General features: G+C 53.1%; 29 protein-coding genes. 24 read left to right on the top strand and 5 right to left on the bottom strand.

Annotation, left to right across the window (positions count from 1 at the left end):
- Positions 1–23 precede the first annotated feature (23 nt).
- The 9 genes from INP78_RS13470 to INP78_RS13430 all read left to right on the top strand — a co-directional run bounded on the left by INP78_RS13470 (position 24) and on the right by INP78_RS13430 (position 8157).
- Entirely contained in the window at positions 24–536 is a 513-nt protein-coding gene (locus INP78_RS13470; RefSeq protein ID WP_228522900.1) for a PEP-CTERM sorting domain-containing protein, read from the top strand.
- A 194-nt stretch (positions 537–730) separates the two neighbouring features.
- Positions 731–2407 (top strand): DUF2341 domain-containing protein, encoded by a 1677-nt coding sequence (locus INP78_RS13465; protein ID WP_194742706.1) that lies wholly within the window; start codon positions 731–733, stop codon positions 2405–2407.
- Positions 2408–2417: 10 nt separating this feature from the next.
- On the top strand, positions 2418–2828 hold the full coding sequence (locus INP78_RS13460) for a biopolymer transporter ExbD (protein WP_019883051.1): 411 nt from the start codon (positions 2418–2420) through the stop codon (positions 2826–2828).
- A gap of 3 nt (positions 2829–2831) precedes the next feature.
- Positions 2832–3236 (top strand): biopolymer transporter ExbD, encoded by a 405-nt coding sequence (locus INP78_RS13455; protein WP_019883050.1) that lies wholly within the window; start codon positions 2832–2834, stop codon positions 3234–3236.
- Positions 3237–3238: 2 nt separating this feature from the next.
- Positions 3239–3955, top strand: a complete 717-nt coding sequence (locus INP78_RS13450) for a TonB C-terminal domain-containing protein (RefSeq protein ID WP_194742705.1) — start codon at positions 3239–3241, stop codon at positions 3953–3955.
- Positions 3956–4004: 49 nt separating this feature from the next.
- On the top strand, positions 4005–5633 hold the full coding sequence (locus tag INP78_RS13445) for a putative porin (protein WP_194742704.1): 1629 nt from the start codon (positions 4005–4007) through the stop codon (positions 5631–5633).
- Between the two features lie 9 nt (positions 5634–5642).
- Positions 5643–6317 (top strand): hypothetical protein, encoded by a 675-nt coding sequence (locus tag INP78_RS13440; RefSeq protein WP_194742703.1) that lies wholly within the window; start codon positions 5643–5645, stop codon positions 6315–6317.
- Positions 6318–6359: 42 nt separating this feature from the next.
- The gene (locus INP78_RS13435) at positions 6360–7046 is read left to right on the top strand and encodes a CAAX prenyl protease-related protein (protein WP_194742702.1); all 687 of its coding nucleotides are present in this window, start codon (positions 6360–6362) and stop codon (positions 7044–7046) included.
- Between the two features lie 127 nt (positions 7047–7173).
- Positions 7174–8157: an EpsD family peptidyl-prolyl cis-trans isomerase gene (locus tag INP78_RS13430; RefSeq protein ID WP_228522899.1), complete on the top strand. Its 984-nt coding sequence runs from the start codon at positions 7174–7176 to the stop codon at positions 8155–8157.
- A gap of 106 nt (positions 8158–8263) precedes the next feature.
- On the opposite strand, the gene INP78_RS13425 is transcribed toward INP78_RS13430, so the two are convergent.
- The 5 genes from INP78_RS13425 to INP78_RS13405 are packed head-to-tail and all read right to left on the bottom strand — an operon-like array spanning position 8264 to position 12789.
- Positions 8264–9667, bottom strand: coding sequence for a GldG family protein (locus INP78_RS13425; RefSeq protein WP_194742701.1), 1404 nt, complete (start codon positions 9665–9667; stop codon positions 8264–8266).
- The gene (locus INP78_RS13420; protein WP_194742700.1) at positions 9660–10406 is read right to left on the bottom strand and encodes an ABC transporter permease; all 747 of its coding nucleotides are present in this window, start codon (positions 10404–10406) and stop codon (positions 9660–9662) included. Before INP78_RS13420 ends, INP78_RS13425 begins: the two co-directional genes overlap by 8 nt.
- A gap of 12 nt (positions 10407–10418) precedes the next feature.
- Positions 10419–11051: a response regulator transcription factor gene (locus INP78_RS13415; protein ID WP_194742699.1), complete on the bottom strand. Its 633-nt coding sequence runs from the start codon at positions 11049–11051 to the stop codon at positions 10419–10421.
- 15 nt (positions 11052–11066) lie between these two features.
- Positions 11067–11435: a hypothetical protein gene (locus INP78_RS13410; RefSeq protein WP_194742698.1), complete on the bottom strand. Its 369-nt coding sequence runs from the start codon at positions 11433–11435 to the stop codon at positions 11067–11069.
- A complete protein-coding gene (locus INP78_RS13405; RefSeq protein WP_194742697.1) occupies positions 11422–12789 on the bottom strand; it encodes a sensor histidine kinase in 1368 nt (455 codons plus the stop codon). Before INP78_RS13405 ends, INP78_RS13410 begins: the two co-directional genes overlap by 14 nt.
- Before the next feature lie 321 nt (positions 12790–13110).
- On the opposite strand from INP78_RS13405, the gene INP78_RS13400 reads away from it, so the two are divergent.
- From INP78_RS13400 to INP78_RS13330, 15 genes are all read left to right on the top strand, one after another.
- A complete protein-coding gene (locus INP78_RS13400) occupies positions 13111–14907 on the top strand; it encodes a methanol/ethanol family PQQ-dependent dehydrogenase (protein WP_194742696.1) in 1797 nt (598 codons plus the stop codon).
- A gap of 95 nt (positions 14908–15002) precedes the next feature.
- The gene (gene moxJ, locus INP78_RS13395) at positions 15003–15845 is read left to right on the top strand and encodes a methanol oxidation system protein MoxJ (RefSeq protein ID WP_194742695.1); all 843 of its coding nucleotides are present in this window, start codon (positions 15003–15005) and stop codon (positions 15843–15845) included.
- An 88-nt stretch (positions 15846–15933) separates the two neighbouring features.
- Positions 15934–16470, top strand: a complete 537-nt coding sequence (gene moxG, locus INP78_RS13390) for a cytochrome c(L), periplasmic (RefSeq protein ID WP_194742737.1) — start codon at positions 15934–15936, stop codon at positions 16468–16470.
- A gap of 82 nt (positions 16471–16552) precedes the next feature.
- Complete coding sequence (locus INP78_RS13385) at positions 16553–16828, top strand: methanol dehydrogenase [cytochrome c] subunit (protein WP_194742694.1); 276 nt, start codon at positions 16553–16555, stop codon at positions 16826–16828.
- A 132-nt stretch (positions 16829–16960) separates the two neighbouring features.
- Positions 16961–17980 carry a MoxR family ATPase gene (locus INP78_RS13380; RefSeq protein WP_194742693.1) on the top strand — a complete coding sequence of 340 codons (1020 nt, stop codon included), beginning with the start codon at positions 16961–16963 and terminating at the stop codon, positions 17978–17980.
- 23 nt (positions 17981–18003) lie between these two features.
- Positions 18004–18930 carry a DUF58 domain-containing protein gene (locus INP78_RS13375; protein WP_228522898.1) on the top strand — a complete coding sequence of 309 codons (927 nt, stop codon included), beginning with the start codon at positions 18004–18006 and terminating at the stop codon, positions 18928–18930.
- On the top strand, positions 18927–19844 hold the full coding sequence (locus INP78_RS13370; RefSeq protein WP_194742692.1) for a hypothetical protein: 918 nt from the start codon (positions 18927–18929) through the stop codon (positions 19842–19844). Before INP78_RS13375 ends, INP78_RS13370 begins: the two co-directional genes overlap by 4 nt.
- A gap of 2 nt (positions 19845–19846) precedes the next feature.
- Positions 19847–20878, top strand: coding sequence for a VWA domain-containing protein (locus INP78_RS13365; RefSeq protein ID WP_194742691.1), 1032 nt, complete (start codon positions 19847–19849; stop codon positions 20876–20878).
- Complete coding sequence (locus INP78_RS13360) at positions 20875–21477, top strand: hypothetical protein (protein WP_194742690.1); 603 nt, start codon at positions 20875–20877, stop codon at positions 21475–21477. Before INP78_RS13365 ends, INP78_RS13360 begins: the two co-directional genes overlap by 4 nt.
- Positions 21477–22571 carry a vWA domain-containing protein gene (locus INP78_RS13355; RefSeq protein WP_194742689.1) on the top strand — a complete coding sequence of 365 codons (1095 nt, stop codon included), beginning with the start codon at positions 21477–21479 and terminating at the stop codon, positions 22569–22571. The genes INP78_RS13360 and INP78_RS13355 overlap by 1 nt, the downstream gene beginning before the upstream one ends.
- A 31-nt stretch (positions 22572–22602) precedes the next feature.
- Positions 22603–23199, top strand: a complete 597-nt coding sequence (locus tag INP78_RS13350) for an SRPBCC family protein (RefSeq protein WP_194742688.1) — start codon at positions 22603–22605, stop codon at positions 23197–23199.
- Between the two features lie 25 nt (positions 23200–23224).
- The gene (locus INP78_RS13345) at positions 23225–23584 is read left to right on the top strand and encodes a hypothetical protein (RefSeq protein WP_228522897.1); all 360 of its coding nucleotides are present in this window, start codon (positions 23225–23227) and stop codon (positions 23582–23584) included.
- 2 nt (positions 23585–23586) lie between these two features.
- Positions 23587–23979, top strand: coding sequence for a thioredoxin family protein (locus INP78_RS13340; protein ID WP_194742687.1), 393 nt, complete (start codon positions 23587–23589; stop codon positions 23977–23979).
- A 112-nt stretch (positions 23980–24091) separates the two neighbouring features.
- A complete protein-coding gene (locus INP78_RS13335) occupies positions 24092–24562 on the top strand; it encodes a YncE family protein (RefSeq protein ID WP_228522896.1) in 471 nt (156 codons plus the stop codon).
- A gap of 237 nt (positions 24563–24799) precedes the next feature.
- Positions 24800–24907, top strand: a complete 108-nt coding sequence (locus INP78_RS13330; protein ID WP_194742686.1) for a hypothetical protein — start codon at positions 24800–24802, stop codon at positions 24905–24907.
- Positions 24908–24931 lie beyond the last annotated feature (24 nt).

The raw sequence follows: 24931 nt of genomic DNA, 5'->3' as shown, positions 1-24931 counted from the left end.
GGAATTTTGCAATGAATTATTTAATGAAAAAAATCACACTGGTTGCTTTGCTGGCCACGTCTGTAAGCATGGCCATGCCAGCCCAGGCAGCCATTCAATCCCTGCAGTTTGCAGGCCAGGTCGAGTCCGGTTATTACAACGGCACTAGCTACCAGGGCCAGTTCAGCTTTGACGATGCCGGTCTGCTGGCATCAGGCACTGAGCTGCTCAACCTGAGCACGTTGAACTTTAACTTTGGCGGCAGCCTGTTTAACCTGGGCACCCCAGCCTTGGCAGACGCTACTGCGGTGTTTCAGGACGGCGTGTTTACCGGCCTGGAGTGGTCTGTAGACTCAAACAGCCCAGCGATTGGTTTCAGCCTGATCGCAGGTGATGCAGATACTTCAGATGCTTTCTTTGCTTATGACACGGCGCTGGGCCTGTCTGGCACCGGTAGTCTGGCCTATGCCGCAGCAGTGCCAGAGCCAACACAATCTGGCCTGATCCTGGCTGGTTTGGGCCTGATTGGTTGGATCGCTGCCCGCCGTCAATCTTAAATTCACTCAGGTGTGCAATAGTTCACCCACGTGTGCAATGCACGACCAAGCCCGGTTCGCCGGGCTTTTTTATTGCCTGTCATCCTGCCAAAAAAATGTGTGTCAGAAATAAATAGTCCGACTAGTCCGATCTTAATTTGTCTGCAACATTCGCTCTATAGACTTGCTGCTCGAATTAACTCGTCAGCGAAGCTATGAAGAAAACACTTGGTTTATTGGTTGGATTATTAGGGCTCAGCCTGTCTACGACAGTCATGGCAGCATGGAATGCAGATTGGGCGACACAACAAAAAATTACGATAGAAACCGCCAATATTAAAGAGGCAGTGAATCAGGCGCCGGTATTGGTGCGCCTGCATTCTGGCAATTTTGATTTTACCGGTGCCAATGTGGATGGCGCTGACCTGCGTTTTATCGCTGCGGATGATAAAACAGAACTCAAATTCTCACTGGAAAAATACGACGCGGTGAACGAGCTGGCCGTGGCCTGGGTGGTGCTGCCGCAAGTGTCTGCGGCTAATAAAGAGCTGGCGATCAGCTTGTATACCGGTAACGAAGGTGCCAAATCGGTCAGTGATGGTCAAGCCCTGAATGATTCGGCTTTACTGGCCCGCTTTGCGTTTGCCGATAACGCATTGCTCAAAGACAGTGGTCCTGCGCAATTGACCGCAAGAGGCAATGCAGTGGTGCAAAAAGCTGGCTTGATTGCCGAAAGTGCCACTTTAAGCAACAGCCCGTTAACGATTGCTTTGTCAGCTGAACCAGTCTTGGCCAACGGCATGACTTGGTCTGTCTGGCTGAAGCCGGCCAATTTGCCACAAACTGCTGAGATTTTCAAAAGTGGTAACGTGAAGTTAACCCTGGAAGGTAGCGCCCTGGCACTGCATGCTGGTGCCGCCAGTACCCAAGCTGGTGAATTGAAGGCTGGCCAGTGGCAGCATCTTGCCGTGGTATTCCAGGCTGGTCAGGCCATTGTGTATGTCAATGGTCAAGTGGCTGGACAAGTGGAAGCGAGCGATGCGCAGGCGAACGCGGAATTCACTTTAGGGCAAAACTTGAATGCAGAAGTGGATGAGTTACAACTTGCTTCGACGGCACGTAGTGCTGCCTGGCTGGCACTGGTGGCGAAATCACAAGGCGCGGATGCCAGCATGGTTAAAGTCATCGCCGCCGATGGTGAAGAAGAGGGTGAAGGCGGCGAAGCCAACTACATGGGCATCCTGATCGACAGCCTGACCGTCGATGCAAAAGTAGTGATCGCGATCCTGGCGGTGATGTTCGCCATCAGCGTGTGGGTCATGGTGAGCAAAGCCCGTTTGGTGGTGCGCACCGACAAAGACAATGCCTTGTTCCTCAAGCGCTTCCAGCAGGCGTCTGCCAAGGATTTGCTGGACCTGGATAAATCCGGCACCTATGCCAACTCCAACCTGTTCGGTTTGTATAAAGCTGGTTTGCGTGAGATTAAAAAACGTGAACATGAAGGCAAAGTCGAACTGAGTGGCGCGTCGATTGATGCCATTAAAGCAGCCGTGGATGCTGACCAGGTGCGTGAAACCCAGCGCCTGAACAGCATGATGGTGTTGCTCACGATCGCGATTTCCGGTGGTCCTTTCCTCGGCCTGCTGGGCACGGTGGTTGGTGTGATGATTACCTTTGCCGCGATTGCTGCGGCGGGTGACGTCAACGTGAACGCGATTGCGCCGGGTATTGCGGCGGCTTTGTTAGCCACGGTTGCAGGCTTGGGCGTGGCGATTCCGGCGCTGTTTGGTTACAACTACCTGGCCAGCCGCGTCAAAAACATCACCATCGCCATGCAGATTTTTGTCGATGAGTTCATTACCCGTACCGCCGAACTGTACGGTAAGGAATAAGGTTTAGACGATGTCAGAAGGCGTCAAAGAAGAGAACCAGCTATACGATGAAATCAATATTACGCCCATGCTGGACCTGGCGTACGTATTGCTGGTGATTTTTATCATCATGACTACAGCATCCGTGCAAGGCGTCAAAGTCGATATGCCGCATACCGTGAACTCTGCCGCGCTGGCCAAGCCGCAAATGCGGGCCATCACCGTGACCAGTGATGGCAGCGTTTACCTGGATGCTTTTCCGGTGGATATGGCGCAACTGGAGCAGCGTCTGGCGGAATATAAAAGCAGTAATCCCGAGTTGCCTGTGGTGCTTAAAGGCGATGCGGCTGCGCATTATGAAAAGGTGTCCGAAGTGCTCGAAATCTGTAAACGCTTGGACATCACCGAAGTCGGCCTGGTGACCAAGAAAGTGGTGGAGTAAGCCATGCAAGTCCAAAACGACGCCCAACCTTACGACACCATCAACATCACGCCTATGCTCGATCTGGCCTATGTGCTGTTAGTGATTTTTATTCTGATGACCACCGCTGGTGTGCAGGGCCTGACCATGAATCTGCCCAAGCCCTCTAACAAGCCTAGCACCGAAAAACACGACATCAAAATCGTGCAGGTGCAGCAGGGCGGCACGCTGACGATTAACGGGGTGGGTGTAAGCATGGCCGAGCTGGAAACCCAGCTCAACCAGGCCAAGGCCATGGACCCGAAATTCAACGTCATGATCAAAGGCCAGGCGCAAGCGCCTTATGCCGGGGTCATCGGCGTGATTGACCTGGTCAACCGTCTGCAAATTGAAAATGTCGGCCTGGTGACCGGCAAGATTGGGACATAAGCATGGCATTGCATGACATGGATGCCGTTGCAGAAGAAACCCCTGACTCTGCCACGCGCTTATGGGCGACACGCGTTGTCGTGGCGTTGCTGGTGCTGGCTGTATTGGCGGGTATAGGGTATGGCATTAAAAAGTTATTGTCAGGTGGCCCTGCGCATAAAAAGCAAATCACCACGGTGAAATTGTTGCCGGATACACCGCCTCCTCCGCCACCCCCACCGCCAAAAGAGCCGCCTAAGGAAACGCCCAAAGAGCAACCGAAGGAAGCACCCAAAGAGCCTGAACCCAAGCCCGTAGAGGCGCCTCCAGCAGAGAACCTCAAAATGGAAGGGGCTGCTGGCGATGGTCCTAGCCCGTTCCAGGCCGGGGCGGTGAACAACGAGTACAAAGGTGGTGATGTCACTACCGGCCCCAAAATCGGTGGCAAGAAAAATATGGCGGCATTTGCCTGGTTTACCAACAAGGTCGATGCGCAGATCAAAAAAGCCCTGGATGCTGAAAATGGCTTGAACAAAGTCAAGTATCAGGTGGATGTCAGGGTGTTCTTAACGGCGCAAGGGGATATTGATCATGCCGAATTGATTGATTCCAGCGGGGATGCGGAAATTGATGCCTTGATTCGCAAGGTATTGAGCAGGATTCCGCCATTGAAGGAATCTGCGCCAGAGGATATGCCAAGAAAAGTCGTCGTCCGAATGGCTTCAAAAAATATGTCTTAAACATGCGACAGGCAACGCGGTAAAAGCGCTTAGTAATTAGGGAAAGAGAATGAACATTAAAGCAAAAAACTGGATGATTCCTTTGGTGGTGGCTAGCCTGCTTGGGGCGCAATCAGCCAATGTAGCCGCGGGCGAGCGTGAATCGCTCGAAGAGGTACGGGCAACTACCATGAGTTTGATTGAGTTGTTGGTACAAGAAGGCTTGCTGTCAAAACAAAAGGCGGATACCTTATTGCAGCAGGCACAACAAGCCAAACAGAAGGCCAAAGAAGAGGCCGAGGCTTTAGCGGCACAGAACCCACAGCCAGTGGAGCAGGCGGTCGGCGGTCAGCCCAAGGCTATTCGTGTGCAATATGTGCCTGAGCATGTTAAAAATGAAATGCGTGCTGAAATTGAGCAAGAAGTCATGAAAAAGCTCAATTACAAAGCAGGTGAGCGATTGGGCATTCCTGAGTGGATAGACCGCATAGAGTGGACAGGTGCCCTGCGTTTACGTTATCAGCAGGATATGTTTAGCGATAGCAATGCCATTCCCGGCGCTTTGGCAAGTAGCGAAGTGCAGAATATGGTCGTTAATAACACGACTGAAGATCGCGAGCGTCAGCGTGTGCGTGCATTCTTTGGTGCGAATATACATATTAACGAGTGGCTGGATGGTGGTATTCGCTTCACCACCGGGATGTTGCAAACACCAGTGACCCCAAACCAGACCGAGGGGTTCTCTCAAGGCAAGTTTGTGTTCGGGCTGGACCGTGCTTTTCTTGAGGCCAAGCCTTATGACTGGCTGACATTGAGCGGGGGGCGATTTGCTAACCCATTCTTTACCGGCAACCAGGTATTTGGCACGGACTTGCTGTGGGATCCTGACCTGGCATTTGATGGTTTTGTAGCACGTGCGAATCCAGCGATTAACAGGCATTGGAAGCTATTCTCCTCAGTGGGCGCATTCCCGATTGAAGAGGTAGAAAGCTCTAATACCAACAAGGCCGGTGACAAGTGGATGTATGCCGCACAGGGTGGCATTGAGTGGACTGCCAGCAATGATAGCAAGGTCAAATTAGGCGTGGCTTACTACGATTTTAAAAATGTAGAAGGTGAGCGCAATCCGGTCAATGATAGCCTCAAATATGCCGGCACCGTGCCGCTGTGGCGTCAAAAAGGTAACCATACATTCAGTATTAATGATGGTACGACCAATGGTAGTTTGTGTGGTTCAGGCGGCATCTGTGGACTGGCCTCTCAGTTTCAGTTGATTAACTTTACCGGTGAAGTGGATTTGGCCGTGTTTGACCCGGTGCATGTCATCTTGCATGGTGCTTATGTGCAAAACATCGGCTTTGATCAGAAAGAAATTCAGCGCCGCACTGGCAACACCTACAAAAAAGAAAATGAGGGTTATGAGCTTGCATTGATGGTGGGTCATCCCATGATCAAGAAGCTGCATGACTGGCAGGTGTTTGGTGGTTATCGCCGCCTGGAGGCAGATGCCACACTGGATGGTTTCACCGACTCTAACTTCCGTCTCGGTGGCACAGATGCCAAAGGCTTTTATGTGGGCGCACAGTATGGTGTAGGCAAAAATGCCTGGTTATCTTCACGCTATGTCAGCGCAGACGAGATTTCTGGCTTGCCATTCTCGGTAGATACATTTTTTGTCGACTTTAATGGCCGATTCTAAAGGAATAGCATGAAAATCATGGTGTCACTCTTGCTGAGCGTTTGCTGCTTGGGCTTGTTTGCAAACCACAGTATGGCCGCCGAAAAGCAGGACAAGGCGGCTAAGCGCGCGGCGATTTTAATGCAAAAGATGAAGCAGGACCTGGAGACTGAGAAATCGGCCATGCAGAGCCAGTTTGAGCAAGAGAAAAAAGACCTGTCGCAGGCGCTGGGCGAGGCGCAGAGTTCGCAGAAGGCACATTCGGCCAAACTGCAGGGACAGGTTAAACGTAATCAGCAGCTTACGTCTGATAACCAGAAGCTGAGCCAGGAGAAAACGGCGTTGTCAGCACAAGTGCAGCAATTGCAAGCGCAGCTAGCCGAGCAGACGCAATTACTCGAAAAGACCGAGCAGCAACTAAAGGTGGCGAAAGCTGACCTAGATACCAATGATCATCAGCGTAAAGGCTTGGTGAGCAAGGTGAGCGCAGAACATCAGCAACTGGTGGCCTGTGAAGAGAAAAACAGCCGCTTGTATAGTTATGGCCACGACCTGGTGAACTTATACGCGGATGCCGGGGCGTATCAGCGATTTTTGCGGGCAGAGCCTTTTTTCCAGCTCAAACGTGTAGAGCTGGAAAATATTCTACAGGGCAAGCAGACGCAGCTACTAGAAAATAAAGTTGATACAATAGCTGCGCCCTGAGCATTTTCGCCTGTGGCAGGCTTTTGAGGATCGGCTGGCATCATGACTGCGTTATTAAGCTCCTGGTTTACCCGGCATGAATGTGCCCGCATTTACCCGTTTGCCGGATTCATTCTGCTGTTGGCGACAGAACCGTGGCTGGCCGCTGCCTTGACCTGGTTAGGCCTAGGCGCCGAATCAACCTATCTGCTGCGAAGTGTGTGTGCCTTGTGGCTATTATTGTATTTCCGCCGTGACTATCTCGAGCTGCGTGTCACGCCTACCTTTAACCAGGCCATGGCCGCACTGTTGGCCGGTTGGCTGGTCTTTCTACTGTGGATTGCGCCTTATCCAGCCTGGCTGGGCGGGCATGGTGCCAGCCCAGTCGTGGCGATGCCCATGCAAACGCATGCAGATATATTCTGGTTGATTTGTCGCTGGAGTGGCTCGGCACTGGTGGTGCCTGTGATCGAAGAGCTGTTCTGGCGGTCTTATGTCATGCGCAGGCTGGATAATGCTGACTTTATGTCGGTTGCCCCTGCTGCTGTGACGGCTTATGCAATTGCACTAAGTAGCGTATTATTTGCAGTGGAACACCAACTCTGGTTAGCCGGGTTGTTGGCAGGACTGGTATATGCCTGGTTATACCGTCAATTCCAGGTGCTCTGGGTATCAATACTGGCCCACGTGACCACCAATGCCGTGCTCGGCTTATGGGTGGTGTATGGTGGTCATTGGCAATATTGGTAACCGGAGTGTGTTAGCATGTGTGTTGTAAATGTTGCCCATGAGGGCTAAAGATAGGCCTGAGAGTGGCCGTCATTAGTTTGGCGACTTGTCGCAACAGAACACAAAAAATACCAAATATTAAAGGGTGATGATGAAAAAAATCGCATTAATCGTGCCAGCACTGATGCTGGCCATGGCCGGGTGTAGTAAACATGACGATGCTGCCAAAGCAGGCTCGCAAGTCGTTGCCAAAGTGAATGGCAGCGAAATTACTGTACACCAGTTAAATTTTGCTTTGTCCAAACTGGGCAAGCTCGACCAGTCACAGGTCAAGGCTGCGTCTGAGAAAGTATTGCAGCAAATGGTCGACATGGAGCTGCTCAAGCAGAAGTCTGTCGATGAGAAACTGGACCGTGACCCTAACGTGTTGCAGGTATTGGAAGCCACCAAGCAACAAGTGCTGGCGCAGGCCTATATGCAGAAAATCGCTTCCAAACAAGCGACACCATCTGCTGATGACATCAAGAAGTTCTACGATACGCATCCTGAATTGTTCAGCGAGCGTAACGTCTATGTGATCCAGGAGTTTGCCGTGAAAGACGGCACGCAACGTGCCAGCGAGATTGAAGCGGGCATCAGTGCTGCCAAAACCGCAGATGATCTGGCCAAGTGGTTAAAAGACAATAACTACATTTTTAGCGCCAATGCCAGCCGTAAGGCCGCTGAGCAATTGCCGCTGGAGTTGTTGAAAAAGTTAAACAGCCTGAAAGCGGGCGATACGTTGGTAGTAAAAAGCCCACAAGCGCTGGTCTTGTTGTTCCTGGCCAAGGTTGACCGTCAGCCAGTAGACCTGGAAAAAGCCAAGCCAGTGATCCAGCAATTCTTGGTGAACTCTAATCAACAAACTGTGATTAAAAACGAAGTATCTGCCTTGCGTAAAGATGCCAAAGTTGAGTTTTATGGCGACTTTTCCAAACTGACCATGGATAGCAATGCCACAGCAGCTCCGGCAGTGCCAGCCGCACCTGCTGAGGCTAAACCAGAGTCAGCCGTGGCTGCCCCTGTGTCTGAAACCACAGAGCAGCCAGCGCATCATAATCAAGCGATTGAAAAAGGCCTGTCAGGCTTGTAATCAGCCGCTGGCCTCGTTAAAAACCCCGGTAATGCCGGGGTTTTTTATTGTAAAAAGCGTATAGGGTTAATGTCTTTAGCACACCATTGTGATTACGCGCATTGATTTAAACACGTTGCTTTCTGCGCCAGCTCAGCCAGCCTGCCCATAATAATAAGGCTGGCAGGCCAAATTGAAAGCCATTAAATAACAGGATCAGCCAGGTCTGTTTGGCAGGCAGCGCGATCACGCTGTCTCGCAGTGGTGTGACAGTTAAACTCACGCTGGGCTGGTTATTGACCACCCATTGCAGACTTTGCATGCTCAGTGCCAGATTGCCACCGCGTTGTAACTGTGCATTGCTAAAAAATTGGCGGCTACTGATGATCAAGATGCGTTGCCGCTCACCTGTAGGGCGGTCTTTTTCTAATGCCAGCATCACTGTGGCCGGGCCCTGTGTGTCTGTTTGCGGGTTAAACACTGGTGGTGTGGCCGACCGTGTAGATGGATAGTCTGCGCTAACCCAGCCATGGTCAGCCACGGCGACCAGCGGCAGCGCGCGCCAGGTGTCCCCAGCTTGGCGTGGCCGTTGAATGGCATGCGCGTGGTCAAAAAATGTGCGCAGTGCAAACTCCTGGGTGGGGCCTTGTGACGCATAGTGCTGCGTGCTCAAGGCATGCAGTGGAATGTCAAACTGGCGATTGCTGGGATCAATGATTACACCGGGGCTGATGCTGAGCCCTAGTTGTGTGGCCAATGCATCTAATCCTTGCTGCTGCGGCGTATCTAGCAGCCAAACCAGGTTACCGCCGTGCTGAATATGCGCTTGAATGGCCGTCAACTGTGAATGTGTATATGGCTGGCGAGCGCCGGCCAGCACCAGGGTCGATAGCGCAGCCTGTTCGTTGGGCAATATCGCCAGTGATGTGGTGCTCAGTGCGCGTAAGCCCGCGGCTTGCAGGGCTTGTCCCAGTTGGCTTGCCCCCTCGCTGGTGGTGTCTTGCAGGCCTGGCTCACCATTGCCTGTGGCAAATAGCAGCGGTGCACGCGCGCCGTGCTGTAGTTGCAGCAGCACATTGGTCAAGGCTTCTTCTGTGTAAGGCAAATACATGTGTTGCTGTTGATCGCGATAGCGAATAACCATTTCGCCTTCTTTTTTGATTTGCCACTCGCGTGCCATGGTCGGGGCTGTGGCTGGATCGACGAATTGCAGTTGCAGGTTGGGGTGCAAGAGTTGATAACGCTGTATCAGGGCCGTGATCGATTTTCTGAAATAGCGTCCTTTGTATGGGCTGTTGCTGCAAAACGCCGTGATTTCTATGCGCTCTGGTAACTGCTTGAGCACTTGTATGCTGGCTGCCGACAGTGTGTTGCGGTGATTATGTGTGGTGTCTGCCATGATATTAAACTGCCAGGCAAACAGACCCAGCATTAACGTGACTATCAGCAGTGCGGGGACAACCAGCCGGTGTTGCCACCACAAGGCCGAAAACGTAAATGATAGACGTCGTACAGGATTGGTTTTAGCCATAGAGTCGGTCTGCGTGTAAGCGACGAATAGAAAGCAATATAAAAAACACGGCAAACAGCACAAAAAACAGCACGTCGTAACTGTTGAGGATGCCCAGGGCAAATTGGCGGTAATGCTGCATGAGTGACAGGTCATGAAACAAGGCCTGGTGATTGTCACTAAAAAACTTGTCCAGTAACAGGCAGACGGTCAGTGCCGTCATACTGCAAAAAGCGGCCAGGATCGGGTTAGCTGTCAGGCAGGAAACATACAGCCCGAGTGCGCTACTGGCGACGACCAGCAACCAGAGTCCCAGCGCGTTGGTCAGTAGGTAGGGCAGGTCAATTTCTGCCCACGGCAACAGCATGGCAATCATCACCACCATGCTGATAATCAGCGTGCTCAAATAAGTGACAATGCCCAGCAGCTTGCCTAGTATGAGCTCGCTCATGCTTATGGGTGCACTCATGAGCAATACCATGGTCTGGTTTTTACGCTCTTCGCTGATCAGTTTCATGCTCACAAGTGGCACGACAAACAGCATGAGTACCGCCGCCACACCAAACACGCCTTCGGTCATAAACTGCGTGATGCCTATGCGCTGCACCTGCCATTGTGCACTGTGCATGATTTCGAAATACTGATTAAAACTCAGGCTGTAGTAAGTACCGACAATGGCCTGAAAAATAGCCAGCACCAGCCAGCCCATGGGCGTGGCAAACAGGCTGCGCAGCTCTTTGCGGGCGATGATGGAAATCACGATAGTCTCCGGCTACAGGCCTTTGATAATGCCAAAGCGGACGGCAATATGGACCACCTGGCCAGTGGTTTCTACCCCCAGCTTTTGCCTGACACTGGTCTGGATATTAGCTACGGTTTTATAGCCGATATGCATGCCTTTGGCGATGGCTGCCAGCGCCTCGCCCTGCGCAATGCGTCTAAACACCTCAAACTCGCGTGGCGACAGTTTTTGAATGGGGTTTTCCTGACTCTCCAGATGGTACATGGACAAACTCTGTGCTAACTCGTTGTTAATGTAGCGTCCGCCTTTGAGGATTTTCTGCACGGCTTCTAGCACCACTTCTGGCGGTTCTGTTTTGGTCACATAGCCGCGTGCACCGGCCTGGATGGCACGCGTGGCATAGATACAGTCATCATGCATGCTAAAAATCAGCACCCGCATCTGTGGCTTGCGATGCAAAATACGCTTCAGGGTTTCCAGGCCGCCGATGCCTGGCATATCCAGGTCCAGAATCAGCAGGTCGGGATGATTTTTCTCGACCAGCAGGCAAGCCTCCTCACCACTCAGTGCATCTGTTGTGACCTGGTGGTTGGCCTGTTCCAGCATGGTGCGCAAGCCCTGCCTGAGCATGGCATGGTCATCTGCAATCATTACTTTTGCCATCGGTTTGCGCGCGCCTTACTTTTTGTTAGCAAAAGTGATGTTCACGCATTTGTCGTTGGCAAAGGTGAGCTCGGCGGTATTAAAAAACTTGTTTGGGGCGTATTGGATTTTGCCGCGGTAATACCACATTTCAATTTGCTCGCCCGCGCCTGGCGCTGCTTGTTGCTGTTGCTGCAAAATCTGGTCGGCATTATGCGGTTTGACCGCGACTTCTTTTTTAATCGGCTTGCCTAACTGTTCTTCGACAAACTGCCGCGATTGCCCGCTATAGGCTTGCAAAAAAGGTTGTTCTTCGGTTTGCAGGTCTTTGGCCGACAGCGACAAAGGCAGTGACAATAAAGGCACGGTGAGTGCGATCAGGGTTAACCATTTACGATGTTGCATAGTCATTGACTCCCGGGTCTGACAATAAAGAAGAGGCAGGACGTGCCTGCTTACTGACATTGAGTGGCAGCAGGCCGGTAATCAGGGTGCCTGCCTGCACGCCGCTCATGAGTTTAAAACTGCCTTGCAGTGACTCTATGCGCTCACGCATGCCAACCAGGCCGACGCCTTCAGTGGCTTGCGAGGTATCCATGCCTTGTCCGTTATCACGGATTTCAATTTGCAGCAGGGATTTATCGTGGCGCTTGATGATATGAATATCTATCCACACCTCGCTGGCCTGGGCATGGCGCGCAATATTGGTCAGCGCTTCTTGCACCACCCTAAACGCAACAATGTTGGTGTCTTCGTTTAATGTCTGTTCGCCGGTATCCAGCGCCAAGTGGCAGTCGACTTGCGGATTCAGTTTTTTCCAGTCATTGACCAGGCGCTCCACCGCGCCAATCAGCCCCAGTGAGTCGAGTGCCGGTGGCCGCAGGTGCTTGATCAACGCACGTATAGACTGCTGCACATGCTGGGTGTTAGAGGCAATTCTGACCGCAATCACGTGTGCCTGCTCCGGATTGCTTTTTTGCAGGGTCAGTGCGTCCATGCGGATCGCCGTCAGGTACTGGCCAGTTTCATCATGAATCTCACTGGCGATGTATTTGCGTTCCTGCTCTTGCATCTGCATGGCATGGCGCGCCAGCACACGGTTTTCTTTGAGGGTGCGTTCGAGGTCGAGCTCGACCAGGCATTGCTCGGTCATGTCGACAAGATAACCATGTATTTGCGCCGGTTTGCGCTCTGCTGCAGGCACATACACAAAACGGGCACCGACATAGCAGGGCAGGCCATCCGGTCGCCGGATTTGCAATTTATTGAAGTTGAGTTCCAGGTGATATTGCAGTTGCGAGACAAAAGTCAGCCAGTCAAATGAAAACAGTGCACAGGCATTATGGTCATCCTCCAGCGGGCGGCAGATACGGTCAAACGCACGGTTGTGCATGCCGATATTACCGTCAATATCCAGCACGACATTGCCCGTCAGGTCGCCATCAAACAATGTTTTATAAAGTTGCTGGCTACTGCTCAATTGCGCTTCTGTACTTTTTCTGCGCTGGATTTCGGCGTGTATTTCCCGCATGCGGCGCTGGCTGAACCAAACACTCAATAACACAAAGACAAACAAGGTGAGCGGGACTTCATCCAGCTGCGCATATTCATAGGTGAGCAGCCAGGCATTGACGCGCTCGGCCAGATCAAACTCCGACGAGCAGACAAAAGTCAGTACCACGCCCGTCATCACAATGAGCGTGTCCTGACTGGCCCGGCTGAGTTTGCCGAGTTTGTGAATAGCAGCAATGACTGGCATAGATCGTTGATAAGAATGCATGACTGAAGTGACTAAATACTTTGAAGCTTTGTTACGGCAGGCCTATAGCGTCTGCCATGTGTGAATCTGCGCGACTTATATTAAGACTGCGCAACTATAGACCACATCTCGCGCGAACGCCCCGTGAAAGATTCCCGTTGTTGGCTGGTTTGCGCGGATGAATTCTTGAATCCATCAAAGGGAATCTTTCATCTGTTGTCATTGTTACAAATTATTAACAATTTCGGTCGTGAAGTGCGGCATTCGGGGGGGTGCTTGTGACAACACGCAAAACTCATTCTTAAGTGATTAGGAGAACGTATGAAAAACAACACATCTCGTGCCGTCGTCGGCGCGTTGGTCGGAGGCTTGTTCGCAAGTATCTCTGGCCTGGCACTGGCAGATGCAGATCTCGACAAGGCAGTGAACACCGCAGGTGCCTGGCCGATTGCCACCGGTGGCTACTACAGCCAGCATAACAGCCCATTGGCGCAAATTAACAAGTCTAACGTTAAAAACGTCAAGGCTGCGTGGTCATTCTCGACCGGTGTACTCAATGGTCACGAAGGTGCGCCATTGGTCATTGGCGACATGATGTACATCCACTCTGCTTTCCCAAACAATACATATGCCTTGAACCTGAACGATCCAGGCAAAATTGTCTGGCAACACAAGCCTAAGCAAGATGCTTCAACCAAAGCAGTGATGTGCTGTGACGTGGTTGACCGTGGTCTGGCTTACGGTGCTGGTCAAATTGTGAAAAAACAAGCCAACGGTCACTTGCTGGCGTTGGATGCCAAAACCGGCAAAATCAACTGGGAAGTTGAAGTATGTGATCCAAAAGTGGGTCAAACACTGACACAAGCCCCATTTGTGGCGAAAGACACTGTGTTGATGGGTTGCTCTGGTGCTGAGCTGGGTGTGCGCGGTGCGGTGAACGCTTATGACCTGAAAACAGGTGAGCTGAAATGGCGTGCATTTGCAACTGGTTCTGACGAGTCTATTCGTTTGTCCAAAGACTTCAACAAAGACAATCCACACTACGGTCAATTCGGCCTGGGCCTGAAAACCTGGGAAGGCGATGCCTGGAAAATTGGTGGCGGTACAAACTGGGGTTGGTACGCTTATGACCCTAAATTGAACCTGTTCTACTACGGTTCAGGTAACCCGGCACCATGGAACGAAACCATGCGTCCTGGCGACAACAAGTGGACCATGACCATTTGGGGTCGTGATCTGGACACCGGTATGGCGAAATGGGGCTACCAAAAGACGCCACATGACGAGTGGGACTTTGCTGGTGTGAACCAGATGGTGCTGACCGACCAGCCAGTGAACGGCAAAATGACTCCATTGCTGAGCCACATTGACCGTAACGGTATCTTGTACACATTGAACCGCGAAAACGGCAACCTGATCGTGGCTGAAAAAGTCGACCCGGCTGTGAACGTGTTCAAGAAAGTGGACCTGAAAACAGGTACACCAGTACGTGATCCTGAATTCGCGACACGTATGGACCATAAAGGCACCAACATTTGTCCATCAGCGATGGGCTTCCACAACCAGGGCGTAGATTCTTACGATCCTGAAAGCCGTACGCTGTACGCTGGCCTGAACCACATTTGTATGGATTGGGAGCCGTTCATGCTGCCATACCGTGCCGGTCAGTTCTTCGTTGGCGCGACATTGGCGATGTACCCTGGCCCTAACGGCCCAACCAAGAAAGAAATGGGCCAAATCCGTGCATTTGACCTGACCACTGGTAAGGCTAAATGGACCAAGTGGGAGAAGTTTGCAGCTTGGGGCGGTACTTTGTACACCAAAGGCGGCCTGGTTTGGTATGCAACGCTGGATGGTTACCTGAAAGCCTTGGATAACAAAGACGGTAAAGAGTTGTGGAACTTCAAGATGCCATCTGGTGGTATCGGATCTCCAATGACTTACTCCTTTAAAGGTAAGCAATACGTCGGCAGCATGTACGGTGTTGGCGGCTGGCCTGGTGTCGGTCTGGTATTTGACCTGACAGACCCAAGTGCTGGTTTGGGTGCGGTTGGTGCGTTCAAAGAACTGCAAAACCACACACAAATGGGCGGTGGCCTGATGGTGTTCAGCCTGTAATCAATACAGTGAACCTGTTGATGTAATGACCAGGATGACCGTCAGCCGCAAGGATGGTTGGTCATCCTGTTCTCTCTAAATGGAGAAGAGAGCAGATGTTTCGTGAAGTAAAAAAATATCGTCAATTATGGTTGGCTGCTGGCCTGACCATGCTGTTGAACCTGTTTGCATGGCCTGCCATGGCGGCCAATACCCTGAATATCTGTGCCGGTAAATCCGAGCTGCCTTTTTCTAATGACAAGAAAGAAGGCTTTGAAAACAAAATTGCGGCTGTGGTGGGCAAAGCGCTCAACATGCCTGTGAATTATTTCTGGTGGTCCAATCCGCTGACGCTGCAAAAGGACATGGAAGAGGGCAAGTGTGCTGTCTTGATCGGCACTGACCCCAATGATCCACGTGTACTGGCGACCAAACCTTATTACCGTTCAGCTTATGTGTTTATTACCCGCAAGGACCGCGAGATCGACGTCACCTCATGGGATCACCCTTATCTGAAAGAAAAGAATTTCCGTATTGGTGTCATGCCGGACAGCCCCGGTAAAAACATGTTGCTGCAAATTAACCGCTTTGATGACATGTTTGATTACTTTACCGAGATCCAGAACTTCCAGTCGACGCGTAACCGCTATATCCATGTCGAGCCTTCCCGCCTGGTGAATGACGTTGAAAACATGCACCTGCATATGGCCATGTTGTGGGCCCCTGAGGCTGCGCGTTATGTGCGTGCCTCGGCTGTGCCGCTCAATATGGTGATGGTTGAAGATAACGCCAAAAAAACCAATGGCGAAAAAATCCCCATGCACTACAACGTGGTGATGGGTGTCAGCAAGCAACACCCGGAATTGGTCGATGCCCTGAATGGTGTCATTGATGCCCATGGCGCTGAAATTACCGCCATCCTCAAGGACGAAGGCGTGCCTTTGCTGAGCCTGCAATAGTTTGCAATCTTAATTAATCTAGTTTTTGGAGTTTGAAGTGAAAGAATCTCAACACGCGCAACCGCGCCGCATGAAACAACAACTTGCCATGGCGTTTGGTGTCTCCGGGCTGGTGCTGGCCACTTTCCTGACGGTCGCTTGCGCCAAGGATGAGGCAGTCAGCAGCACAGAGGCCGCTGCCCCAGTACACATGGCATTGAAAGACGGCCCGGCCCTGGAGTTCCGTGGCACGCTTTCTGGCGATGTGCTGGAGTTGGCACCGATGGAGGGCGAAACGTTTACGCCTGAGGCCAAGCATTTCCTGGCCACGGGTGAAAACCCTTATCGCAATGACCCGGAAGCCATTAAAAAAGGCTACACGCTGTTCTCAACCGCTTGTTCAGGCTGCCACGGTCATTTGGCTGAGGGCAAGTTAGGTCCGGCATTGGCGGATGAATACTGGACCTATCCCAAGAACGAAACCGACAAAGGCATTTTTGAAACGATTTATGGCGGTGCGGCTGGAATGATGGGCCCGCAACAAGGGCGCCTGCAAGTGGATGAAATTATCCATATCATCGCCTGGATCCGTCATCAGGCCGAAGAAAACCTTAAAAACGGTGGCGCGGCAACGCCTCACGGTTAAAGCATTACCAGATGGTTAGGCTGGTGGGCCATCCGTTAATTGAAAACAATACACCAGCTAATTTGTGATGAAGGAGAAAGTGATGAAACACGTATTGACATTACTGGCCGTAGCCAGTGTGTTTGCAGTGTCAAATCAGGCTCTGGCTTACGACGGTCAAAACTGTAAAGAGCCAGGTAACTGCTGGGAAAACAAACCCGGCTATCCGGAAAAAATTGCGGGTTCCAAATACGACCCAAAACATGATCCGGTAGAACTCAACAAGCAAGAAGAAGCTATCAAAGCCATGGATGCGCGCAATGCAAAACGTATTGCGAACGCCAAGTCTAGCGGCAATTTCGTGTTTGACGTGAAGTAATCAAAATTCCCCCCTAAGGAAACTGACATCGTTTCCGGTGTCAGTTTTCACATCTCTTGAATGTGACAACCCGGTGTCGATTGCACGCAGTCGGCAATGGCCTGTTTCATCCTGAATCATGGATATGGTGTTATGGAAAATAAAATTGAATTGCCAGTATGGCGTGAACGTGCGCTTGCTTTTGAACAAGCCCTGAATACCGTGGTGGTTGGCATGCCCGAACAAGTGCGTGCGTTAACCATTGCCATTTTTTCGCGCGGACATGTCTTGCTGGAAGGCGATGTCGGGGTCGGTAAAACCACGATGTTGCGTGCCGCAGCCCATTTGCTGGGCGGCGGTTATCAGCGTATAGAGGGCGCCATCGACCTCATGCCCAGTGATTTTCTTTACCATGCCTATATCAATGAGCAAGGGCAGGCGGCAGTCAAACCCGGGCCATTGCTGCAACACGAAGAGGCTTTGTCGGTCTTTTTCTTTAATGAAATCAACCGTGCCCGTCCGCAGGCGCATGCCTTGTTTTTGCGGCTGATGGCTGAGCGGTCGGTGAATGCCTTTAACCGTGAATACCACTTTCCGCACCTGACCGTGTTTGCGGACAGAAACCGCTTGGAACGTGAAGAAACCTTTGAGATTCCGGCGGCGGCCCGCGACCGTTTCCTGATGGAGATCTCAGTGCAGGCGCCAGACGCGCCTGACCTGCAACGGGCGTTGATGTTCGATACCCGCTTTTATGATGTCGATGCCCTGGTCGGGCAATTGCCCGCTGGATTAACACCCTACGCGCAACTAAATCAGGTGGCTGAAGCCGTACAGGCGGGGGTACGTGCAGAAATGGCCTTGCAGGAGTATGCCGTGGGGCTGTGGCGTGTGCTGAAAGATCCATTGGCGGCAGGCATACAGTTGCCGGATGTGGATATGTCCCGCCTGTTGGCCGGTGGCGCCAGCCCGCGCGGCATGGCCATGCTGATGCGCAGTGCGCGCACACGCGCCTGGCTGGAAGGCCGCGATTATTTAACGCCGGATGATATCCGTGCGGTGTGGCCGTTTGTGGTCGCGCATCGGGTGTTTTTCAATGGCGCCTATGCCTTGCAGCACGCGCGCTTGGCGCCTTTGCTGCTGCAAGCCGTGCTGGATAAAGTGTCTGCGCCATAACGCGTCTGGCAAGCAGTTTCCCTATGGCTATTCCGTCAGACGCTCCGGGCATGATTCCCGCTTCGCCACACGTGCATGCGGCCTTTGAGCCCCGCCAGTTCTTTTACCATGTTAACTGGCGCTCCCGGGCTTACCACGCCGGTGCAACCTTAACCGCGCATCATGGCAGTGGCAGTGACTTTGCCGGATTTGCTTCCTTGCTGGCCTGCCCGGATCCCAAACGTATCGATATTCGTGCCAGTGTACGCACCGTGCCCCGGCAATGGCTGGTCCGCACCTATCTTGAACGCGCAGCCATCCGCGTCTATGCCATTGTCGATGTCTCCAGTTCCATGTTTTTTCAGGGCGAGGCCAATCTGCGCCAGCAAGTGACGGAGTTTGTGTCGTCACTGGCCTGGTCAGTCACCCGGCAGGGAGATGCGTTTGGCATGGCTGCTGCACATGATGCTTTGCCGCATACCTGGCAAGTTCCGCCTAGCTTTCAACCAGGAACGGCACAGGCGGTGGCGCAGCGCATGACGCAGTATTGGCAACAGGCTGCGCCGCAAAATCATGGCGCCTCTGCCATGCCTGCAGCAATGGCGGCCATCGGTGCCCAGCGCGCGCTGGTCTTCCTGCTGTCTGATTTTTACTGGCCGGAGGCGTTGATGCAGCAAGTGTTGCAAGCCGGGCAGCCGCACGATGTGATGCCGGTGGTATTGCGTGATCGCACTGCGACGGAAGGCCTGCCTGCATTTGGCTGGGCACGTTTACGGGATATGGAAAGCGGAGAGGTGCGTAGCTGGATGCTCAGGCAAGGCTTGCACCAACGCATCATGGACCACGACCGGCAACACATGCAGGCGCTGAATGCCCGGTTTTTAACAGCGGGTACCCGTCCGCCCTTATGGCTGAAGCCGGACTGGCGTGCGGAAGAAGTCAGCCGTCATTTGATGGAGAGCATGGCATGAGTGCCGTTTCGAATACCGTTAAAAGCACATTCTGTATGCTGGTGCTGGTTAACCTGTTGGGGATGGCTGGCACCAGTGTCGCTGCCGATCACCGTACTTTGCAGGTGACTGCGCACAGCGTGACGCGAGAAACAGATTACACCCTGGGCAGTATTGCCCGGCAGCATATTACTTTGCAGGTGCCAGCGGGCTTCACGCTGGACGCATCCAGCCTGCCTGCCCCGGCACAAAACGAGGCCATTGAGTTAAGAGAGGTGCATTGGACGCACACGGATACTGCCAACGGGCGCCAGATTGATCTCGACATAGACTGGCAGATTTTTGTGGCAGGCGACACCGTCAAAACCATGCCGCTTAAAAACTTACACCTGGAATTCACACGTGAGCAACAGCGGCTGACGGTGGATGTGCCTGCGGATAAAGTGATTGTTTCCAGTTTGTTGCCTGCGCGTATCGATGCTGCACATGTGCAGCTGTATCCGGATGTGCCTTTGCCATCCTGGCCACTCGCGGGCCAGTTATGGGCACTGGCAGGCTGGTTATGCCTGCTGGCAACCGGTGTGCTTTACTGGTTGTGGTATGCCGGATGGATACAGTTACCCAGGGAAAAACAGATGCCGTTCAGGCAGGCCTGGCGCTCTATCCGTGCCCTCAAAGAAGGGCATCATGAGGCTGCACTGCAGGCCATGCGGTTGATCAGCCGTGCTGTTGATCAACGGGCTGGCTATGCTGTCACCACGGAAAATCTCGCAGGTTGGCTGGCGTCGCAGCAAGCGTTGGCAGCACATGCGCAAGCATTGCAAACGTTCTACCAGGATCTGCAACAGGCCTTTTTTGCCGGTCGGCCCACATTGTTATCGCTGGCTGATTTAAAGCGGCTGGCCAAACAGTTAAGTCTGGTGGAGGTTTCCTGAGTATGTGGCATGACATTGCCCAGCAGGGGTGGCTGGCCACAGGCTACGGCGAGCACTGGGGGCTGGCGCATGGCTGGCCGCTGCTATTGCTGCCACTGGCGCTGTTGCCCTGGCGTTGGCAGGGGCAAATCCATTTTCCGCATCCGGCTTTGCAAGGGTTGCCTGTGGACCCGCTGTCCGTCTGGCTGGAACGGTCATGGAAAGCGACACTCAGCCTGTTGATTATGGCATTGAGCCTGGCACTGAGCGGCCCTTACCTGAAGTCTCAGTTTGTCGAAAAGGTTGGGCGCGGCGCGCATGTCATGATTGTGCTGGACCGCAGTGCCAGCATGAATGAGCCTTTTGTGAAAAAAGGTGATGCACAGGCCAGGGTGCCCAAAATGGAGGTCGCTCGCAAGGTGCTGAAAACATTGGTTGCCCAGGGGCACGATGACCTGATGGGTATGGTCACCTTTAGCACTTCGCCGATTCTGGCCGCCCCTTTGGGCAATGACCGTGTCTTTGTGCAGGCGGCGCTGGATGCGACCGAGGCGGGTGGCATGGGCTTTACGGCCGTTGCCAGGGGCTTGGGCATGGCGCTGGATTATTTTGCTGACCAGCCGGTGACCGGGGCGCGGGCCATGGTGCTGGTATCCGATGGTGGTGCGCATCTGGATGGCAAAACCCAGGACATGCTGCGGGCCATGTTTATGCGGCAACAGGCCTCGCTGTACTGGATTTACCTGCGCTCTGAGAGTGGTGTCAGTCTCAAGCAAAGTCTGGCTGAAGGTGAAAACATAGACGCTTATCCTGAATATGCCCTGCATGAATATTTTCAAACATTGAATGTGCCTTATCGCGTCTATGAGGCAGAAAACCCGGAGGCGGTGATGGCGGCTGTGCGTGATATTGCCAGGTTGAAGAATAAACCTACCCGTTACCTGGAACCTGTCTCTCGGCAAGACTTGAGTCAATACGCCTATGGCCTGGCCTGGCTGGCGGCGGTATTGCTGGCTGTAATGTTTGGATTGGAGTTAAAACGGTGGCAGTCATGAATGAAAAACGAGTCAGCATGCTGCGGCGCGGCGTGCTGTGGGCAAGCGTGATGGTGTTGATTGCGGTGGTCATGCTGGGCAGACAGTTGATTGAAATCTATCAGGCGGCGGTATATCGCAATAGCCTGGAACCGCATGTGCTGATTGGGCAGCCTTTGCTGGGGGCCGACCAGACGCCGCAGGCCTTGTTTGCCAATGCCGTGTTTTATGACAACCAGTTAAAGCCGGAGCAGGCGTTAGCACAATATGCAGCCTTGGTGAGCAAGGTGAGTGCGGATGATCCTTTGCGCAAACAGGCCTATTTCAACTCTGGCAATATTTATATGCGTACGGCGACCCGCTTGCTGGAGCAGCGAGGCTTGCCCGCCTGGGATGAAGCCGGGCCGCTGGTGGCGCTGGCCAAAGAAAGTTACCAGAAAGCCTTGCGCATTGAGCCTGGCTGGTCTGAAGTGAAATATAACTACCATCTGGCGTTGCGCCTGGCACCGACAACGCATGGCATGTCTGGGCCGCAGCAATATGAGGATGAGCAAATCAAGGCAGAAGAAGAGCCTAGCGGCTGGCCTGCGATGCCGGGTAATCCTAGAGGCATGCCTTGATGTGGCGTGGTGTTGTGAAGTCCTGGGGCAAACGCCTGCCTTCAGGTTGGTCAGAAGCCGTCTGGTCAGTCGCGGGTAATGCCCAGGCAACCTGGCGCAAGAGTTGCCTGATAGGGATATTGCTGCTGTTAACCCTGGTGTTGTTCAAACCGCACTGGTATTTGCCCAACCGTGTCTATGACTGGTATTTCGTCGTGGATATCACACAGAGTATGAATGTGCCTGACTATCAGGTCGCGGGCAAAAGCATGAGCCGTTTGCAGATGGCCAAGCAAAGCATACGCAAGACCTTGTCGGCGCTGCCTTGCGGCTCACAAGTGGCCTTGGGCATGTTTACCGAGCGTAATGTGGTGAATGTGGTGGAGCCGGTGGAAGTATGCAGCCATTTCGCTGCGTTGGACCAAACCGTAGCCAGCATGGACTGGCGCATGGCCTGGGCAGCCGATTCTTTTATCTCGCATGGCGTGTATCACGCGCTGGAGCAAGCGCCGCAACTGGGCAAGCAGATGCGCGTGATGTTTTTTACCGACGGCCAGCAGGCACCGCCCGCCAATCCTAAATATATGCCTAGTTATGCGGGCAAGCCAGGCGATGTGCAAGGCTATCTGGTAGGTATGGGCCAACGCACACCGAGCAAGATTCCCAAGCTGGATGAAAAGAATGCGGTGGCCGGCTATTGGGAGCAGGAAGAGGTACAGCGCTTTGGCAATTTTGGCATGGCGGAAACCTTGTCTGTGCTGGCGATGGAGCAGGGGCAGCATGACCGTAACGCCGGGCATGGGCCGGGCAATAACTTGCTGGAAAACGCACATTTGTCGGCCCTGGATGCGCAGAATCTGCAACGCCTGGCAACGATCACCGGCTTGCATTATGTGCGCCTGGACGCGACTGCGGATAGCAGCCACTGGGCGACAGGCCTGGGCATGACTGCCTGGCGTTGGGCCGATACCGATCTCAGGCCCTGGTTGGGCTGGGCAGCGTGTGCGGCCTGGCTGGGTTACCTGTGGCTGACATTCGCCGCTGGTCCTGGCCTGGTGGCGTGGGCACGCAGTGTGAAGCGGCGTATAGGTGGTATAACCCGCCCAGGCAAGTGAACCGTATAGATTTTATCGAGAAGGAGTAAACATGAAGTGGTCTTTATTACTGGCTGGATTATTGTTGAGCGCGCAGGTGTGGGCACATGGCCCTACACCGCAAAAAACCGATGAATCCACCCAGATCAACGCTGCTGCCGAGGTCGTTTGGAAGCGTGTCAGTGCCCCTTGTGGCCTAGCGCAATGGCATCCGCAAGTGACGGCCTGTGAAGCCGTCAATGACAAGCAACAGAAAATCACGCTTAAAAATGGCAAGCAATTGCTGCAGGAGATAGACGAAGTCTCAGCGGCAGATATGACGGTGGCCTATCGCTTGTCCGGTGACATAGACCTGGAGGCGCTGCCGGTCAGCTCACTCAATGGCAAGATCAAGGTCGTGGCTGAGGGAGCGAAGAGCAAGGTTGTCTGGACTGCACGTTATTACCGCGCATTTACCGGTAATGAGCCACCTGCCGGGCAGGATGATGAGTCAGCCAAGACTGCGGTAGATGCTTTTGTGAAAGAGGGTCTGCAAGGGTTGAAAGACGGTCGCCAGAATGCGGCTGCCAATCAAAGTGGCTGGCGCAAAAAAGTGTGCCTGGCCATGCGCCCGGTGTTTAAAAGCCTGGGCTTATCTGTGTGTGCCTAAGCACATGCATGTTTAGTGGATGTGTATGCGTGTGAGTCGCCGTTTATTTTTTGCCCTGCTGTTGGCGCTGAGTCCGTGCATTCAGGCGGAAACCGTAGACGATGCGCTGTCCAGGCTTATTGAGACTGATGATTCCCTGTGCCTGGCGCATGGCGGCAATATGGTGTCATTACAGTTGACAGATGCTGCTGCGGGTGCGGTAGAGGTGTGGGTGGACCGCTGGTTTATGCAGGTGCAAACGGCTGACCACACCAGGCATATCCTTACCCCGGACGCACCGGAAAAAGAGCTGGGTTGTTCACACAGCATTGCCGGGCCGCAACATTGGACTATTTATAGTATTAAACGCCTGCCAGTGGCAGGCGCGCCATTATCCAAGGAATGACCATGAGTACCCCATCTGCCCCTCATCTGCCGGTGACCATAGACAGTCAGCAGCAGTTTAATCAAACCGTGGCCAGCCATGACTTTATCGTCGTGCTGTTCACGGCCAAGTGGTGCGCGCCTTGCCAGACCTTTTACCCGAACTTTGCCGAGGTGGCGGCACAGGCACCGCAAGCCTTGTTTGCCGTAGCGGATATCGATGTGGCGACTGACCTGGCAAGCAATTTCCAGGTGGCGCAGGTCCCGGCCTTGATGGTCATTCGTCAGCGCGTTGTCATTGATATGGTCACTGGCGCCATGCACCCCCACGAGCTGCAACACCACCTTGCGATGTGGCAAGCGTTGGACATGACGGCGATTGACGCGCACTTCACACAAACATCCGCTTCTGCCTGAACCCCTGCAATCACATGGTTGCGTGTATCAATACCCGAAGTATCGGTGAAAAATCTCTGCCCGCGCGCGGTCCGCAGACTCGCGTCCGTCTTATAGTGTGGGCAACAGAAGAATGCGTCAGCCAGTCTTGCACATGATGAAGATGCTGTATGGCTTATTGGGCGTCAGTGCCTGTCTCTGGGCGCAGGCGGCGGACTTTGCCTACCTCACCAATCAGGGCGAACACACGGTATCGGTGATTGATATGCAGCAGCAGGCAGTGATACGCACGATCATGCTGCCTATTGCGCCTGTTGGCCTCACGGTGAACCAGCGCGGTGATCGCTTGTATGTGGCTGACTGGTATCACGATCACGTGCTGGTGGTCGCGGCTGAGAGCGGGCGGGTCATGGCGCAGATACATGTCGGCCATGCGCCCGGCGGGCTACAGTTGGGACGCGATGACACTATCTCGTATGTGGCTAATCGTGATAGCAATGATGTGAGCGTGATTGATATCCGTGTTCATAAAGAGCGTACTCGTATTGCGGTCGGCGCGCAACCTCGGGCATTTGGTCAGTTTGTCGGGAATGAATCCCGGTGAAATCGGGAAGGCTGCCGCTATTGGCACAGCCACAGCATGCTTAATATGCAGTTATCAATTTAAATGACTTAATTTAATTGATTTGCATAAAGTATATCTCCATGTTCAGACCAGTTGTTGCAGCAACTGGTCGATTTTTTTAAGGGACACTCTATGCAACACATCCTGCAACAGCTTCTATTCACGGTCGCGTTGGTCAGCACCTCTTTATCTGTTTTCTGACAACCTTTCGCCTATGTGCCCAATGAAAAAGATGGCACGGTATCAGTGATCGATACGCAAACCAACCTTCGCTTAAAGGATATCCCGGTCGGCACCTTGCCCTGGGGTGTGGTGATTCGTTAATCAGGAAGCGTCTACTATCGTCTG

Source organism: Methylophilus sp. 14 (assembly GCF_015354345.1).
Classification (GTDB): Bacteria; Pseudomonadota; Gammaproteobacteria; order Burkholderiales; family Methylophilaceae; genus Methylophilus.
Note: the sequence above shows the minus strand (reverse complement) of the source record. Positions and strands in the feature narration are given on the sequence as shown.